11 protein-coding genes, 2 tRNA genes and 2 rRNA genes are annotated in these 15,992 nt (G+C 65.9%); 4 read left to right on the top strand and 11 right to left on the bottom strand.

All coding sequences use genetic code 11. The features are described from left to right. Positions 1 to 2: 2 nt before the first annotated feature. The 6 genes from glyS to DY262_RS09015 all read right to left on the bottom strand — a co-directional run bounded on the left by glyS (position 3) and on the right by DY262_RS09015 (position 7,293). A complete protein-coding gene (gene glyS, locus DY262_RS09040) occupies positions 3 to 2,165 on the bottom strand; it encodes a glycine--tRNA ligase subunit beta (protein WP_116958600.1) in 2,163 nt (720 codons plus the stop codon). 21 nt (positions 2,166 to 2,186) lie between these two features. Beyond that, entirely contained in the window at positions 2,187 to 3,092 is a 906-nt protein-coding gene (gene glyQ / locus DY262_RS09035) for a glycine--tRNA ligase subunit alpha (protein WP_116958599.1), read from the bottom strand. A 131-nt stretch (positions 3,093 to 3,223) separates the two neighbouring features. Continuing rightward, positions 3,224 to 5,035, bottom strand: a complete 1,812-nt coding sequence (gene lnt, locus DY262_RS09030; protein ID WP_116958598.1) for an apolipoprotein N-acyltransferase — start codon at positions 5,033 to 5,035, stop codon at positions 3,224 to 3,226. Positions 5,036 to 5,107: 72 nt separating this feature from the next. Next, positions 5,108 to 5,974, bottom strand: coding sequence for a CorC family transporter (locus DY262_RS09025; protein ID WP_175442878.1), 867 nt, complete (start codon positions 5,972 to 5,974; stop codon positions 5,108 to 5,110). 95 nt (positions 5,975 to 6,069) lie between these two features. Next, complete coding sequence (locus DY262_RS09020) at positions 6,070 to 6,741, bottom strand: GNAT family N-acetyltransferase (protein WP_116958597.1); 672 nt, start codon at positions 6,739 to 6,741, stop codon at positions 6,070 to 6,072. Between the two features lie 78 nt (positions 6,742 to 6,819). After that, positions 6,820 to 7,293: an Lrp/AsnC family transcriptional regulator gene (locus DY262_RS09015; RefSeq protein WP_116958596.1), complete on the bottom strand. Its 474-nt coding sequence runs from the start codon at positions 7,291 to 7,293 to the stop codon at positions 6,820 to 6,822. A gap of 119 nt (positions 7,294 to 7,412) precedes the next feature. Here DY262_RS09015 and hppD point away from each other — a divergent pair, with 119 nt between their 5' ends. Together hppD and phhA are read left to right on the top strand one after the other, a co-directional pair. Next, positions 7,413 to 8,534 (top strand): 4-hydroxyphenylpyruvate dioxygenase, encoded by a 1,122-nt coding sequence (gene hppD / locus DY262_RS09010; RefSeq protein ID WP_116958595.1) that lies wholly within the window; start codon positions 7,413 to 7,415, stop codon positions 8,532 to 8,534. Positions 8,535 to 8,556: 22 nt separating this feature from the next. Then, positions 8,557 to 9,411, top strand: coding sequence for a phenylalanine 4-monooxygenase (gene phhA / locus DY262_RS09005; RefSeq protein WP_116958594.1), 855 nt, complete (start codon positions 8,557 to 8,559; stop codon positions 9,409 to 9,411). Here the strand turns inward: phhA and DY262_RS09000 are convergent. Further along, the gene (locus DY262_RS09000) at positions 9,333 to 10,325 is read right to left on the bottom strand and encodes an esterase/lipase family protein (RefSeq protein WP_116958593.1); all 993 of its coding nucleotides are present in this window, start codon (positions 10,323 to 10,325) and stop codon (positions 9,333 to 9,335) included. The genes phhA and DY262_RS09000 overlap by 79 nt on opposite strands. Positions 10,326 to 10,387: 62 nt before the next feature. Between DY262_RS09000 and DY262_RS08995 the strand changes: the two genes are divergently transcribed. Then, positions 10,388 to 11,131, top strand: coding sequence for an FFLEELY motif protein (locus tag DY262_RS08995; protein ID WP_245980905.1), 744 nt, complete (start codon positions 10,388 to 10,390; stop codon positions 11,129 to 11,131). 26 nt (positions 11,132 to 11,157) lie between these two features. Next, positions 11,158 to 12,114 carry an MBL fold metallo-hydrolase gene (locus DY262_RS08990; protein ID WP_116958592.1) on the top strand — a complete coding sequence of 319 codons (957 nt, stop codon included), beginning with the start codon at positions 11,158 to 11,160 and terminating at the stop codon, positions 12,112 to 12,114. A 108-nt stretch (positions 12,115 to 12,222) separates the two neighbouring features. Here the strand turns inward: DY262_RS08990 and rrf are convergent. From rrf to DY262_RS08970, 4 genes are all read right to left on the bottom strand, one after another. Then, positions 12,223 to 12,335: ribosomal RNA gene (gene rrf, locus DY262_RS08985) — 5S ribosomal RNA — on the bottom strand. 154 nt (positions 12,336 to 12,489) lie between these two features. After that, positions 12,490 to 15,363 (bottom strand): 23S ribosomal RNA (locus tag DY262_RS08980). A 363-nt stretch (positions 15,364 to 15,726) separates the two neighbouring features. Next, a tRNA-Ala gene (locus DY262_RS08975) sits at positions 15,727 to 15,802 on the bottom strand. A gap of 27 nt (positions 15,803 to 15,829) precedes the next feature. Continuing rightward, a tRNA-Ile gene (locus DY262_RS08970) sits at positions 15,830 to 15,906 on the bottom strand. Positions 15,907 to 15,992 lie beyond the last annotated feature (86 nt).

Raw genomic sequence — 15,992 nt, 5'->3', positions numbered from 1 at the left:
GATCATGCCGCGAGTCGCGAAAGGTCGGCCACGCGGTTCATCGCGCGGTGCAGCTGCTGCAGCAGGGCCAGGCGGTTGGCCTTGAGCGCGGGGTCGTCGGCGTTGACCATGACGCCGTCGAAGAAGGCGTCGACCGGCGCGCGCAGCGCGGCCAGGGCCTGCAGGCTGGCGGTGAAATCGCCGGCCTCGAACCGCGCGTCGGCGCCGGGCACGGTGGCCTGCATGGCGTCGAACAGGGCCTTCTCGGCGGGCTCTTTCAGCAGGCCGGCATTGACGGGCCCGCCCACGCCTTCGGACTTCTTGAGGATGTTGCCGATGCGCTTGTTGGCGGCCGCCAGGGCGGGGGCCTCGGGCAAGGACGCGAACTCCAACACAGCGTGCAATTGCGCGTCCAGTGACCTCAGCAGTTGCGGACGCAGCGCCAGCACGGCGTCGATCTCGGCATTCGTGTAGGCATGAGGTTCTGAAACACCCCGAGGGTGCTTAACCGAGCGATCCTCATCACGGAAGTAGCCACGAAGCCGCTCATAAATGAACTGCTCAAGTTCAGCCGAGGGATCTTTGATCAACGTACCAAACGGCACCGCAGCAGCCCCGAGCAGCCAATCAAGGTTCACAGGCACATCTGCCTCGATCAGCATGCGCACCACCCCCAGCGCGTGCCGGCGCAGCGCGAACGGGTCCTTGTCGCCCGTGGGCAGGTTGCCGATGCCGAACATGCCCACCAGGGTTTCCAGCTTGTCGGCCAGTGCCACCACCGTGCCCACGGCGTTGCGCGGCAGCGCGTCGCCCGCGAAGCGCGGCTTGTAGTGGTCTTCGATGGCGAAGGCGATGTCCTCGCTCAGGCCGTCGTGGCGCGCGTAGTAGCCGCCCATGATGCCCTGCAGCTCGGGGAACTCACCCACCATGTCGGTGAGCAGGTCGGTCTTGGCCAGGCGCGCGGCGGTGTCGGCCTGCTGGGCGAGCACGTCGCCGCCGAGCCGCTGGCCGATGGCCCGCGCGATGGCGCGCACGCGCTCCACGCGCTCGCCCTGCGTGCCGAGCTGGTTGTGGTAGACCACCTTGCCCAGCCCCTCGACGCGCGATTCCAGCGTCTTCTTGCGGTCCTGGTCGAAGAAGAACTTGGCGTCGGCCAGGCGCGGGCGCACCACGCGCTCGTTGCCGCCGATCACGGCGCTGGCGTCGTCGGGGCGGATGTTGCTGACCACCAGGAACCGGTTCGTGAGCCGGCCTTGCGCGTCGAGCAGCGGGAAGTACTTCTGGTTGGCCTTCATCGTCAGGATGAGGCACTCCTGCGGCACGTCGAGGAACTGCTTCTCGAATTCGCAGATGAGCACGTTCGGGCGCTCGACCAGCGCGGTCACCTCGTCGAGCAGGGCCTCGTCCTCGACGGGCCGGCAAGCGCCGCCCACCTGGGCCGCGGCGGCCGCGAGCTGGCGCGCGATCTCGGCGCGGCGCTCGGCGAAGGAGGCGATGACGGCGCCGTCCTGCGCAAGCGTGTCGGCGTAGGCATCGGCGTGGGCGATGGCGACCGGGTCGACGCGGGCTTCGAAGCGGTGGCCGTGGGTGGCATTGCCGGCCTTCAGGCCCAGCGCCTTCACAGGCACCACCTCGGCCCCGTGCAGTGCCACGAGCCCGTGCGCGGGGCGCACGAACTGCACGCTGTCCCAGCCCGGCAGGGCACAGCCCGACTCGAGCTGGTAGGTCATGACTTTGGGAATGGGCAACTGCGCGATGGCCTCGTCCAGGGCCTTCTGCAGGCCGGCCGCGAGTTCGACGCCGGGCGCGATGCTGTCGAAGAACAGGGCCTCGGCCTTGCCGTCCACGGCGCGGCGCAGGCCCGCCACGGCCGAGGCGTCGGCGCCCAGCGCACCCAGGCGCTTGAGCAGCGCGGGCGTGGGCTGGCCGCTGGCGTCCAGCCCCACGGACACGGGCATGAGCTTGTGCGACTGGGGCTTGTCGGCGGCGCGCGCGAGCACACCCGCCACGTGGGCGGCCAGGCGGCGCGGCGAGGCGAAGGCGGTCACGGCGGCGTCGGCCGGCGCCAGGCCCTGCGCCTGGAGGCTGGCGGCCAGGCCGGTGGCGAAGGCTTCGCCGAGCTTTTTCAGCGCCTTGGGCGGCAGTTCCTCGACGAAGAGTTCGACGAGCAGGTTCTGTGCGGACATCGTTGTTCTTCTCTTCCCGGCTCAGGCGGCCTTTTTCTCGATCTGCGCCACCCACTCGCGCGGCGCCATGGGGAAGCCCAGGCGCTCGCGGCTTTCGTAGTAGCTCTGGGCCACGCTGCGCGCGAGGTTGCGGATGCGGCCGATGTAGGCGGCGCGTTCGGTCACGCTGATCGCGCCGCGCGCGTCCAGCAGGTTGAAGCTGTGCGCGCACTTGAGCACCTGCTCGTAGGCGGGCAGCGCGAGTCGCTCGGCCATGAGGTGCTTGGCCTGCTTCTCGTGCGCGGCGAAGGCGGTGAACAGGAAGTCGGCGTCGCTGTGCTCGAAGTTGTAGGTGGACTGCTCCACCTCGTTCTGCTTGTAGACGTCGCCGTAGCTCAGGCCCTCGGTCCAGGTGAGGTCGTAGACGTTCTCCACGCCCTGCAGGTACATGGCCAGGCGCTCCAGGCCGTAGGTGATCTCGCCGGTGGCGGGCCGGCAGTCGATGCCGCCGACCTGCTGGAAGTAGGTGAACTGGGTCACCTCCATGCCGTTGAGCCAGACCTCCCAACCCAGGCCCCAGGCACCCAGCGTGGGGTTTTCCCAGTCGTCCTCGACGAAGCGGATGTCGTTCTTCTTCAGGTCGAAGCCCAGGGCCTCGAGCGAGCCCAGGTAGAGCTCCAGGATGTTGGCCGGCGCCGGCTTGAGCACCACCTGGTATTGGTAGTAGTGCTGCAGGCGGTTGGGGTTCTCGCCGTAGCGGCCGTCCTTGGGGCGGCGGCTGGGCTGCACGTAGGCGGCCTTCCAGGGCTCGGGGCCGATGGCGCGCAGGAAGGTGGCGGTGTGGCTGGTGCCGGCGCCCACCTCCATGTCGTAGGGCTGCAGCAGCGCACAGCCCTGGTTGGCCCAGTACGTCTGCAGCGTGAGGATGATTTGCTGGAAGGTCAACATGCGCGTGAGGCCCGCGCGTGGGCGGGCCGGCGGAAAGTGAGAGGTCTTGTTGGGGGGTGCGCGGTGCGCCGCCCAGGCGGGCCACCGGCGGAATGCGCGATTTTACGGGCCGGGGGTCGGCCCGGCCGGGCTCAGCGCCGCCGCGTGCGGCCGCCCCGGCGGCCCAGCTGGCGCAGCGAGGCGATGACCAGCAGCAGCGCACCGCAGACCACCCACAGCGGCATCAGGCCCCAGCGCGCCGTCCATTGCGCGTAGGGCGTGAGGCCGCTGCGGCCTTCCACGGTGGCCTCCAGCCGGCCGCGCTCCAGGCGCGGCAGCCGCTGGGTGACCACGCCGCGGTGGTCGATGGCGGCGGTGGCGCCGGTGTTGGTGGCGCGCAGCATCGGCCGGCCGAACTCCAGCGCACGCAGGCGCGAGATCTGCAGGTGCTGGTCGATGGCGATGGAGTCGCCGAACCAGGCGATGTTGCTAAGGTTCACCAGCACGGTGGGCGCGCCCTCGGCGGTGGTGAAGCCGGCGGCGATCTCCTCGCCGAACAGGTCTTCGTAGCAGATGTTGGGCGCGATGCGCTGGCCCGCCCAGGTCCAGGGCGCCTGGGGCAGCGCGCCGCGCGCGAAGTCGCCCAGGGGGATGTTCATCATCTGCGTGAACCAGCGGAAGAAGGGCGGGATGAACTCGCCGAAGGGCACCAGGTGGTGCTTGTCGTAGCGGTGCACCTCGGGCGACTGGGCGTTGGCCAGGGCGCGGCGCGCGGCGGCCGGCGTGAAGCCCCAGGTGGAGTTGGTGTAGCCGCTCTCCAGGCTGCCCAGGGGCAGGCCGGTGAGCACGGCGGCAGCGCCCGGGCCGGCCTGCTCGGCGATGGGCTGCAGCAGCGGCTGCCAGAAGGCCGCGCCCAGCTGCTCGGGCAGCAGGGGCACGGCGGTTTCCGGCGCCACGATGAGCTGGGGCCCGTCGGCGCGCGCGCTGGCGGCCGCGATGCCCTCGCGCATCTGGCGCGGGTACCACTCCAGCGCCTGGGCCACGCCGGTGCCGGGCACGAACTTCTGGTCCTGCGGAATGTTGCCCTGCAGCAGCCAGACGCGCAGCGGACCGGTGCCGGCCGTCTCGGCCTGGCCCAGGCCGCGCCAGCGCTCGCCGCCGCCCAGGCAACTGATGACCAGCAGCAGCACCACCAGCCAGGCCAGGGCGCCGCGCGCCACGGTGAACGGCGACCAGTGGCGCGCCTGCACGCGAGCGGTGGGCGGCGTGGACACGTAGACGCCGCCGGCGGCGCGCACGGGCACGGGCCGCACGGGCTGGCGCATCCAGGCCAGGGCGGCGTGCACCGCCCAGGTGAGGACCGAGGCCAGCACATAGGCCAGGATGGCCGCGATGAAGCCCATGCCATAGACGCCGACCAGCGGCGCCCAGGGCGCCATCAGGTCGACCTGGGCGTAGCCGCCCGCGCCCCAGGGAAAGCCGGTGAAGAGCTGGCCGCGCGCGAGCTCGGCCAGCGTCCAGGCGGCGGCGAACATCAGCGCCTGCGCGCTGCGCGCCAGCGGCGCCCAGGCGCAGAGGAAGCCCACGGCCAGGGCGTAGTACAGCGCCAGCGCGCCGGCCAGCGCCAGCACGGCCAGGGCGGCCAGCCAGGCCGGCAGGCCACCGTAGGTGTTCATGGAGATGAACAGCCACCAGAAGCTGCCGGCCAGCCAGGCGGTGGCGAACAGCCAGCCGCGCCACATGGCCTGGCCCACGCGCGTGGCGAACTGCAGGGCAAAGACCAGCAGGGCCAGCGAAACGATCTGCAGCCCGCCGCTCGGCTGCCCTGGCACCAGGCCCGGCGGCACCCAGGCCGCCGAGGGCCAGGCGATGGCGGCGGCCTGACCCAGGCCCCCCAGCAGACAGACCCAGAAGAACAGCAAACCCGCCAGCCGCGAACCGCGCCCGGGCGGGCGGCGCGTCATGGGGTGGAAGCTCGAGGGGGTGTGGAGCGATCCGAAAAGGCTGCGCATGGGCCGTGGGTGGGGGGAAGGGGGTCAGGGTTCGGCGGGCACCGGCGCCACCTTGAACCACTTCACGGCACCGCCCTTGGCGTGTAGCACGGTGAAGCGCAGGCCCTCGATCTCGTGCGCCTCGCCGCGCTTGGGCACGTGACCCATGGTGTGCGCGATGAGGCCGCCGATGGTGTCGAAGTCCTCGTCGGAGAGGTGGAGCTCGAAGGCCTCGTTGATGCGTTCGATCGGGGTGTCGCCACTGACGCGCCAGGTGCTGTCGGCCAGCGCGAAGACGTCGCCGGCGTCCTCGTCGACGTCGAACTCGTCCTCGATCTCGCCGACGATTTCCTCCAGCACGTCCTCGATGGTGATGAGGCCGGCGACGCGGCCGAACTCGTCGATGACAATGGCCAGGTGGTTGCGGTTGCCGCGGAACTCGCGCAGCAGGTCGTTCAGGCCCTTGCTCTCGGGCACGAAGGTGGCCGGGCGCAGCAGGGCGCGGATGTTGAGCGAGGGCGCGCGCTGCAGCTTGAGCAGGTCCTTGGCGAGCAGGATGCCGATGATGTTCTCGCGCTCGCCCTCGTAGACCGGAAAGCGCGAGTGCGCGGTGTCGATCACCAGGTGCAGCAGCTCGTCGTAGGGCGCGTCGATGGCGATCATGTCCATGCGCGGCGCGGCCACCATGACGTCGCCGGCGGTCATGTCGGCGATGCGGATCACGCCTTCGAGCATCACGCGGGATTCGGCGTTGATGATGTCGTTGTCCTCGGCCTCGGCGAGGGTCTCGATCAGCTCGTCTTTGGAGTCCGGACCGGGGTTGATGAACTCGACAAGCTTCTGCAGGAATCCGCGTTTGTCGGGGGGCCGCAGGCCGCGCTGCGGCCCGCTACTGGGGGGGTGGTCGGCCACTGGGGGAGACGGTGGTTGTAACAACGGGCGAGGATACCCCATGGGTTTGAAGGGACAAACCCCTGCCGCGCCGGTGGCGCACCCGGTCCGGCCGCTCAGCCGCGCGCGCGGTCGCGGGCGTCGCGCACGCCTTGGCGGATCTCCTGCAGCAGGCGGATCACGCCCCAGAACTGCTTGGCCTGGGCCTTGAGGTGGTAGTCGGTCACGGCCACCTGGTCGCTGAGCAGTTCGCTCACGCGCGAGTCGAAATCGGCCGGCGGCAGGCGCAGGTGGGCCTCGGTCTCGGAGCCGGCGCGCTCCAGCACCGCACCGGCGTTGCGGGCGATCTTGAGCATGGCCGTGTTCTCGGACAGGGCGTGGATGAAGAGCTGGGAGACGCCCTCGTTGCGCGCGTGCGTGACGGCGCGCTCGAACAGCCGGCTGCCGTATCCCTTGCCACGCGAGGCCTTGGCCACCGAGACGCCGAACTCGGCGCAGCTGCGCAGCTGCGGGTCGACCGAAAAGGCCAGGTGGGCCATGGCGATGAGGTGCAGGCGGCGGTTGAAGATGCCGAAGACCGCGTCGCGGTCGAAGTCCAGGCGCTCGGCGTAGCGGCCGATCTGCTCGTCGGTGGCGGCGTAGCCGAAGCGCAGGTAGCGGTCGGAGGCGTCCAGCGAGAGCAGGTGCCGCACGATCTCGGCGCGGTGGCCGCTGTCGAGCGCGCGAATGGGCACCGTGCCGCTGTCGGCTCGGTCGTCGCGGGGCGGGGCGGGGTCGCGGGTCGCCATGGGTGTGCGGACTGGGGAAAGCACCCAAGTCTGGCCGCAAGCACCGCCACGCGCAAGCGCCTGCGCCCCAGCGCCCGCTCAGAGCGGCAACGCGGTGGTGCTCTTGACGCGGTCCATCACGAAGCTGGTCTTGCAGTCCTGCACGCTGGGGTGCTTGAGCAGGGTGTCCATCATGAAGCGCGAGTAGGCGGCCATGTCGGCCACCACGAGGCGCAGCTGGTAGTCCATGTCGCCGGTGAGCGCCACGCACTCCACCACCTCGGGCCAGGCCATCACGCTGGCGCGGAACTCGTCCATGGGGTTGCGCTTGTTGCCCTCGGCGTGCTTTTCCAGGCGCACGCTCACGTGGGCCGTGAGGCCCAGGCCCACGGCCTCGGGCCGCAGCAGGGCCACGTAGCGCGCGATCACGCCCGCCTCTTCCAGGCGGCGCACCCGGCGCAGCACCGCGCTGGCCGACAGGCCCACGGTCTCGGCGACCTGGTCGTAGGTGGCGCGCCCATCGGCCTGCAGGCTGCGCAGGATGGCGCGATCGAGCTTGTCCAAGGCTTCCATCGCCGGCATTGTGCAGAAATCCTGCGTGATGGACAAATGGCGCGCCCACAAACGCCGGAATCGTGACACCCTGCGCCGATACAGTGGCCCATCCCCCAGAACCCACGAAGGAGACCGCCATGAACGCCGCCCTGCCCGCTTCCGCCACCGCCTTTCAGGGCTGGGACAACCCCATGGGCACCGACGGGTTCGAGTTCATCGAGTACGCCGCGCCCGATCCCGTGGCCATGGGCGCGCTGTTCGAGCGCATGGGCTTCAAGGCGATCGCCAGGCACCGCCACAAGGCCGTGACCCTGTACCGCCAGGGCGAGATCAACTTCATCATCAACGCCGAGCCCGACAGCTTCGCGCAGCGCTTCGCGCGCCAGCACGGGCCCAGCGTCTGCGCCATCGCCTTTCGCGTGAAGGACGCCAAGGCCGCCCACGAGCGCGCGATCTCCCTGGGCGCCTGGGGCTACGCGGGGCAGGCCGGCCCGGGCGAGCTCAACATCCCCGCCATCAAGGGCATCGGCGACTCCATCATCTATTTCATCGACCGCTGGCGCGGCAAGAACGGCGCCAAGGACGGCGAGATCGGCAACATCGGTTTCTACGACGTCGACTTCGAGCCCTTGCCCGGCGCCGAGCTTGCCCCGGTGGGCCACGGCCTCACCTACATCGATCACCTCACGCACAACGTGCACCGGGGCCGCATGGCCGAGTGGGCCGACTTCTACGAGCGCCTGTTCAACTTCCGCGAGGTGCGCTACTTCGACATCGAGGGCCAGGCCACCGGCGTCAAGAGCAAGGCCATGACCAGCCCCTGCGGCAAGATCCGCATCCCGATCAACGAAGAGGGCAACGAGAAGTCGGGCCAGATCCAGGAGTACCTGGACCGCTACCACGGCGAAGGCATCCAGCACATCGCCATGGGATCGACCAACTTGTACGACACGGTCGACGCGCTGCAGATGGCGGGCGTGAAACTGCTGACCACCAGCGAGACCTACTACGAGCTGCTGCCCAGGCGCATCCCGAACCTGGCCGAGGACATCGAGGCCCTGAAGCAGCGCAACATCCTGGTGGACGGCGCGCCCGGCGAACTGCTGCTGCAGATCTTCAGCGAGAACCAGCTCGGCCCCATCTTCTTCGAGTTCATTCAGCGCAAGGGCAACCAGGGCTTCGGCGAAGGCAACTTCAAGGCCCTGTTCGAGACCATGGAGCTCGACCAGATGCGCCGCGGTGTGCTGCAGAAGTCCTGAGGATCCGGCGGAGAACGAGACCATGGCCGTCGAACCCGTCGTCTATGGCGCCAGCGAGCGCCCCCCGCGCGGGGACTACTCGCGCGCCCGCGACGACTACACCTGCCCGCAGAACTGGTCGGCCTACACCGAGGCCGACCACGACACCTACCGCCGGCTCTACGAACGACAGAGCGCCCTGTTGCCCGGCCTGGCCGCGCAGGCCTTTGTCGACGCCCTGCCCGCCCTCGGCGTGCGCGACCGCATCCCGCGCTTCGACGAGATCAACGAGCGCCTGCGCCCGGCCACCGGTTGGGAAATCGTTGCCGTGCCCGGGTTGATCCCCGAGCGCCCCTTCTTCGACCTGCTGGCCCACCGCCGCTTCCCGGTGACCGACTGGATCCGCACGCCGCAGGAGTTCGACTACATCGTCGAACCCGACGTCTTCCACGACCTGTTCGGCCACGTGCCTCTGCTGTTCAACCCGGTGTTCGCGGACTACGTGCAACGCTATGGCCAGGGCGGGCTGAAGGCACACGACCTCGGCGCGGGCGAGCTGCTCTCGCGCCTGTACTGGTACACCATCGAGTTCGGGCTGATCCGCGAGCCGCAGGGCCTGCGCGCCTATGGCGCCGGCATCCTCAGTTCGTCCGGCGAACTGCGCCACAGCGTGACCAGCCCGCGCGCGCGGCGCATCGCGCTCGACCTGGTGCGCTGCATGCGCACCCGCTACAAGATCGACGATTACCAGGCCACCTACTTCGTCATCGACAGCTTCGAGCAGCTCTTCGACATGACGGCGCCCGATTTCACGCCGATCTACGACACCGTGCGCGCGCTCGGCGAACTGCCGGCCGACGCCAGCATCGCCAGCGACTCGCCCATCACCCTCGGCTGAAACGCCAGATCGACGTGCGCCGCGCCCGGCACCAGGCGGTTGTCGGCGCCGGGCAGCGTGGCGGTGGGTGCCGGGAACACGATGTTGTCGGTGTCCGCGTACCAGCACACGAAGCCGGCGTAGGGCGCTTCGCCGCGCAGCGCGCGCTCGCGCGCGGCGAGTCGGCCCAGCCAGTCGCCGTCCACGCGCATCTGGCGGCCATTGACGACGCGGCTGAAGCGGCTGATCCAGGTGCCGCGGTGCGGGCTGCCGATGGTGACCACCCTTGCCACGCGCGCGGCGTTGCGCGGATCGGCCACCATCCAGGCACGGGCGGCGAGGCCGCCCATGCTGTGGCACACCAGGGTCGGCAGGCCCGGGCCCAATCGCTCGGCGCGCCGCACGGCCTCCTCCACCAATGGCACGTAGTCGTCGATCGAGCCGAACACTGGCTCGAGGTTGACGGTCGCGTAGGCCAGGCCCCGTTCGCGCAAGGCCTGCAGCCAGGGCAGCCAGAAGCCCCGGTTGCACACGAAGCCATGGATCAGCACCACGGCGCCACCGGGGCCGGGCATCGGCGCTTGGGGGTCCGGGAGGAGACGCCAGCGAAAGGGTTGGCGCCAGGCGAACACCCGTGGGGCCACCAACACCTCGCGCCACCAGGCGCGCACCCATGCGGTCCAGGGCGTGTCCGCACCGTGGCCCTGGCGGCGGGTGTCCTCGCGGTTCACCCAGGCCGCCAGCGCACATTCGACACCCAAGGCCAGGGCGTGCCCGCACAGCACGCTCGCCGCCAGCAGCAGCGCCCCGATCGGGTGCCCGCGCCGCCACAGGCCCACCGCCAGCAACAGCAACAGAACGGCGCCGAACACCAGCACACGCTGCAGGCCGGCCAGGGCCGAGCGGGCGGTAGGATGTGGTGTCGGCTCGCGCATGCACCGACTATCTCACGCCAACGGCCTCCATCGCCGCCGATCACCCCGGGTTTCACCTTCACATGAGCTCGAACACGGCTTTCGCCGACCAGATCCGCGCCCACCTGCACAGTGTGGCGGCGCTGCGCCAGGGCGCCCTGGGTGCGCCCGCCCAGGCCGCCGCGGTGCACACCGTAAAGGGGCTTCAGGCCCGGCGCTTCCGCGCCAGCTACGCCGACCTTGCCGCCGATCCTCGCAGCCAGCCGGCGGTGCGCTTCTTTCTGGAAGAGCTGTACGGTGAACACGACTTCTCTCGCCGCGACGAGCAATTCGGGCGCATCGCCGGCGCGCTCGAACGCCTGTTCCCCGCCGCCGTCGCGCAACTGGCGGTCGACCTGACCGAAATGCACGCGCTCACCGAGCGGCTGGACGATGCACTCGCGGGCCACTGGCTGGGGCAGGCCGAGGGCACGCCCGCCGCCGAGCGCTACACCCTGGCCTGGCGTGCCTGCGGCGCCCGCGGCGAGCGCGAGCGCCAGTTGGCCGTGGTGCAGCACATGGGCCAGGAGCTGCAGCGGCTGACCCGCATGCGCTCACTGCGCCTGGGCCTTCGCATGATGCGCAAACCCGCGGAGGCGGCCGGCCTGGACGCCCTGCAGCACTTTCTCGAGTCCGGCTTCGATGCCTTCGCTGCACTCGGCGACGCCTCCGCCTTCCTGCGCACCATCGCCGACCGGGAAGCCCGCTGGATCGACTGCCTCTTCGACGCGCCGCTGGCCGAGGCCTGTCGCCGACTCGACGCCGAGTGGTCCCGCGCACCGGCATAGGGGGCCGGTCCGACCCACAATCGCCCATGGCTCACGCACCCATCCTCGCCCATCCCGCGCCCGATGAGCCCTTGGCGGCGCTGGGCATCCAGGTGCTCGAGCGGGGATGGCTGTCGGCCAACAGCGTGGTCATGCGCACCGAGGCCGGGGGCCTGGTGGTCGACACAGGCTACGCCAGCCACGCCCGGCAGACCGTGGCCCTCATCCGCCAGGCCCTCGACGGCCAAACACTGGCGCAGGTGGTGAACACCCACTTGCACAGCGACCACTGCGGCGGCAACGCTGCGCTGCTGGAAGCCTGGCCAGCGGCCCGGGTTGCCATCCCGCCCGGACAGGCTTCGGCGGTACGCCATTGGGACCCGGTCGCCTTGACCTACACACCCACCGGCCAGTTCTGCCCGCGCTTCGACTACGACGAACTGCTGTGGCCGGGCGGGCGTCTTCGCGCTGGCGCTCTGCGATGGGATGTGCGGTCGGCCCCGGGCCACGACCCGCACGCGGTCCTGTTGCACGAGCCGGAACACGGCGTGCTGATTTCCGGCGATGCCCTGTGGGGCAATGGCTTCGGTGTTGTCTTTCCTGAGCTGGACGGCGTCGATGCGTTTGAAGAGGTCGGCGCCACCCTGGACCTGATCGAGGCGCTGGCCCCTTCGACCGTGATTCCTGGCCATGGCCCCGTTTTCCGAGGCGAAGAAGTTGGCATCGCCCTCGCCCGCGCTCGCAGCCGCCTTGACCAGTTCCGGCGCGACCCCGCCAAGCACCGATCACATGCGCTCAAAGTGCTGGTGAAATTCAAAATGCTGGAATGGCAGCGCGTTGAGTTGGCTCAGTTGCAAAGCTGGTTTGCCGCGTCGGACTATTTCCTTCGCATTGCACGCATGGATCACCCGGGAACACCATCGGAGGTGCTGGACATGCTCCTGGCCGATCTGAGTCGGGTACAAGCGCTCGCCATGGACGGCGCTTGGGTGTGCAATCGTTGATTGCCGCAAACGACAAGCAATAACAGATCGGCGGCACTGGCCACAACGCTTTTGGGATGCCCCAAAAGACAAACCCCCAACCGATTGGTTGGGGGTTTGGTAGTAAGAGCCTGACGATGACCTACTTTCACACGGGAATCCGCACTATCATCGGCGCAAAGGCGTTTCACTGTCCTGTTCGGGATGGGAAGGAGTGGGGCCACCTTGCTATGGTCGTCAGGCATAACGGGTTGCTTGGCTGCTGATTGTTCAGCCAAGCGAATTCATAGAGTCGCGATCCGCGCATTGTGTGGCGGATCGATCAGCGTTTCATTTGATTGCGACAACGATTGGCATATCGTTGCATTTGCTATTGATGTGAGACATCAAAGTTATAGGGTCAAGCCGCACGGGCAATTAGTACTGGTTAGCTTAACGCATTGCTGCGCTTCCACACCCAGCCTATCAACGTCGTGGTCTACGACGACCCTTCAGGGGGCTCAAGGCCCCGGCAGATCTCATCTTGGAACGAGTTTCCCGCTTAGATGCTTTCAGCGGTTATCTCTTCCGCACTTAGCTACCCGGCAATGCCACTGGCGTGACAACCGGTACACCAGAGGTGCGTCCACTCCGGTCCTCTCGTACTAGGAGCAGGCTTCCTCAAATCTGCAGCGCCCACGGAAGATAGGGACCAAACTGTCTCACGACGTTTTAAACCCAGCTCACGTACCTCTTTAAATGGCGAACAGCCATACCCTTGGGACCGGCTACAGCCCCAGGATGAGATGAGCCGACATCGAGGTGCCAAACACCGCCGTCGATATGAACTCTTGGGCGGTATCAGCCTGTTATACCCAGAGTACCTTTTATCCGTTGAGCGATGGCCCTTCCATACAGAACCACCGGATCACTATGTCCTGCTTTCGCATCTGCTCGACTTGTCAGTCTCGCAGTTAAGCACGCTTATGCCATTGCACTATTAGCACGATGTCCGACCGTACCTAGCGTACCTTCGAACTCCTCCGTTACGCTTTGGGAGGAGACCGCCCCAGTCAAACTGCCTACCATGCACTGTCCCCGATCCAGATAATGGACCTAGGTTAGAACCTCAAACACACCAGGGTGGTATTTCAACGTTGGCTCCACCCGATCTAGCGACCGGGCTTCAAAGCCTCCCACCTATCCTACACAGATCTGTTCAAAGTCCAATACAAAGCTACAGTAAAGGTTCATGGGGTCTTTCCGTCTTTCCGCGGGGAGATTGCATCATCACAAACATTTCAACTTCGCTGAGTCTCGGGAGGAGACAGTGTGGCCATCGTTACGCCATTCGTGCAGGTCGGAACTTACCCGACAAGGAATTTCGCTACCTTAGGACCGTTATAGTTACGGCCGCCGTTTACTGGGACTTCGATCAAGAGCTTGCACCCCATCAATTAATCTTCCAGCACCGGGCAGGCGTCACACCCTATACGTCCACTTTCGTGTTTGCAGAGTGCTGTGTTTTTAATAAACAGTCGCAGCCACCTATTTTTTGCAACCCGTTCATGCTTCGTTGTTCACTACACACTACTAGGGCACACCTTCTTCCGAAGTTACGGTGTCAATTTGCCGAGTTCCTTCTCCCGAGTTCTCTCAAGCGCCTTAGAATACTCATCTCGCGCACCAGTGTCGGTTTGCGGTACGGTCGATCACAAGCTGAAGCTTAGTGGCTTTTCCTGGGACCTCGTTCAGTTACTTCGCGAGCAAGCTCGCTCGATCGGCAGCCTCGGTATATGCGCGCCGGATTTGCCTGACGCACGCCTACTTCTGCCTAAACCGGGACATCCAACACCCGGATAACCTATTAAGATCCGTCCCCACATCGCACTTGTAATCGGTGCAGGAATATTGACCTGCTTGCCATCAGCTACGCATCTCTGCCTCGCCTTAGGGGCCGACTCACCCTACGCCGATGAACGTTGCGTAGGAAACCTTGCGCTTACGGCGAGCGGGCTTTTCACCCGCTTTAACGCTACTCATGTCAGCATTCGCACTTCTGATACCTCCAGCAGCCTTTACAAGCCACCTTCACAGGCTTACAGAACGCTCTCCTACCACTCGCCATTGCTGGCGAATCCGCAGCTTCGGTAACTGGCTTGAGCCCCGTTACATCTTCCGCGCAGGACGACTCGATCAGTGAGCTATTACGCTTTCTTTAAATGATGGCTGCTTCTAAGCCAACATCCTGACTGTTTTAGCCTTCCCACTTCGTTTCCCACTTAGCCAATTTTAGGGACCTTAGCTGGCGGTCTGGGTTGTTTCCCTCTTGAGTCCGGACGTTAGCACCCGGTGCTCTGTCTCCCAAGCTGTACTCATCGGTATTCGGAGTTTGCCTTGGTTTGGTAAGTCGCCATGACCCCCTAGCCAAAACAGTGCTCTACCCCCGACGGTAATACTTGAGGCACTACCTAAATAGTTTTCGGAGAGAACCAGCTATTTCCAGGTTTGTTTAGCCTTTCACCCCTATCCACAGCTCATCCGCTAGTTTTGCAACACTAGTCGGTTCGGACCTCCAGTACCTGTTACGGCACCTTCATCCTGGCCATGGATAGATCACCTGGTTTCGGGTCTACACCCAGCGACTGAATCGCCCTATTCGGACTCGGTTTCCCTGCGCCTACCCTATTCGGTTAAGCTCGCCACTGAATGTAAGTCGCTGACCCATTATACAAAAGGTACGCCGTCACCCTTGCGGGCTCCGACTTTTTGTAAGCATGCGGTTTCAGGATCTATTTCACTCCCCTCCCGGGGTTCTTTTCGCCTTTCCCTCACGGTACTTGTTCACTATCGGTCGATGATGAGTATTTAGCCTTGGAGGATGGTCCCCCCATCTTCAGACAGGATTTCACGTGTCCCGCCCTACTTTTCGCAAGCTCAGTACCACACAGGTCTTTTCGCGTACGGGGCTATCACCCACTATGGCCGCCCTTTCCAGAGCGTTCCGCTAAGTCTTGTGCTATCACTTGCAGGCTCCTCCGATTTCGCTCGCCACTACTTTCGGAATCTCGGTTGATGTCTTTTCCTCGAGCTACTGAGATGTTTCAGTTCACCCGGTTCGCCTCGTGCACCTATGTATTCAGTGCACGATACCTTTCGGTGGGTTTCCCCATTCGGAAATCTCCGGATCAAAGCTAATTTGCCAGCTCCCCGAAGCTTATCGCAGGCTATCACGTCCTTCGTCGCCTATCATCGCCAAGGCATCCACCACATGCTCTTATTCACTTGACCCTATAACTTTGACGTCTGCGCCACGTTGCCGCCGCACAAACCTCGCCGCCACATCATCAAGCAAATGCTTGCCGGGTCTTTCACCCGGCGCGTTATGCCGCATCCAATTTGCTTTAATCAAATTGAATATTCGTTGACGCAATCAAAATGTTGCTGATGGCACGGTGCGCACCGACCTTTACGACAGTACGCTTTCCATCAGCAACGCTGATTCGACTCTATGAATTTTTAAAGAACAGCCGAGCGACCCAGAAGGTCGCCATGATCACACCCGACTTGCATCGAAGTGAAACGCAAGCGCAACAGGCTTGATGCGCTTGCGTTTCACCTGGCCTGAAGACCAGTGCTCGATAAGAATGGTGATGGTGGAGGATGACGGGATCGAACCGACGACCCCCTGCTTGCAAAGCAGGTGCTCTCCCAGCTGAGCTAATCCCCCGGGATTGATGCACTCAGAGGCCGGCAATGGTGGGTCTGGTTGGTCTCGAACCAACGACCCCCGCCTTATCAAGACGGTGCTCTAACCAACTGAGCTACAGACCCAAGCCGGCCGCTTGACCTCTCCAGGCTCAAGACGAGTCCCGGATCGCTGGCGACATCCTTCCAACAACCGATAAGTGTGAGCGTTT

Origin of the sequence: Hydrogenophaga borbori, from assembly GCF_003417535.1 — a bacterium.
GTDB lineage: Bacteria > Pseudomonadota > Gammaproteobacteria > Burkholderiales > Burkholderiaceae_C > Hydrogenophaga > Hydrogenophaga borbori.
This window is presented reverse-complemented; position numbering and strand designations above follow the sequence as displayed.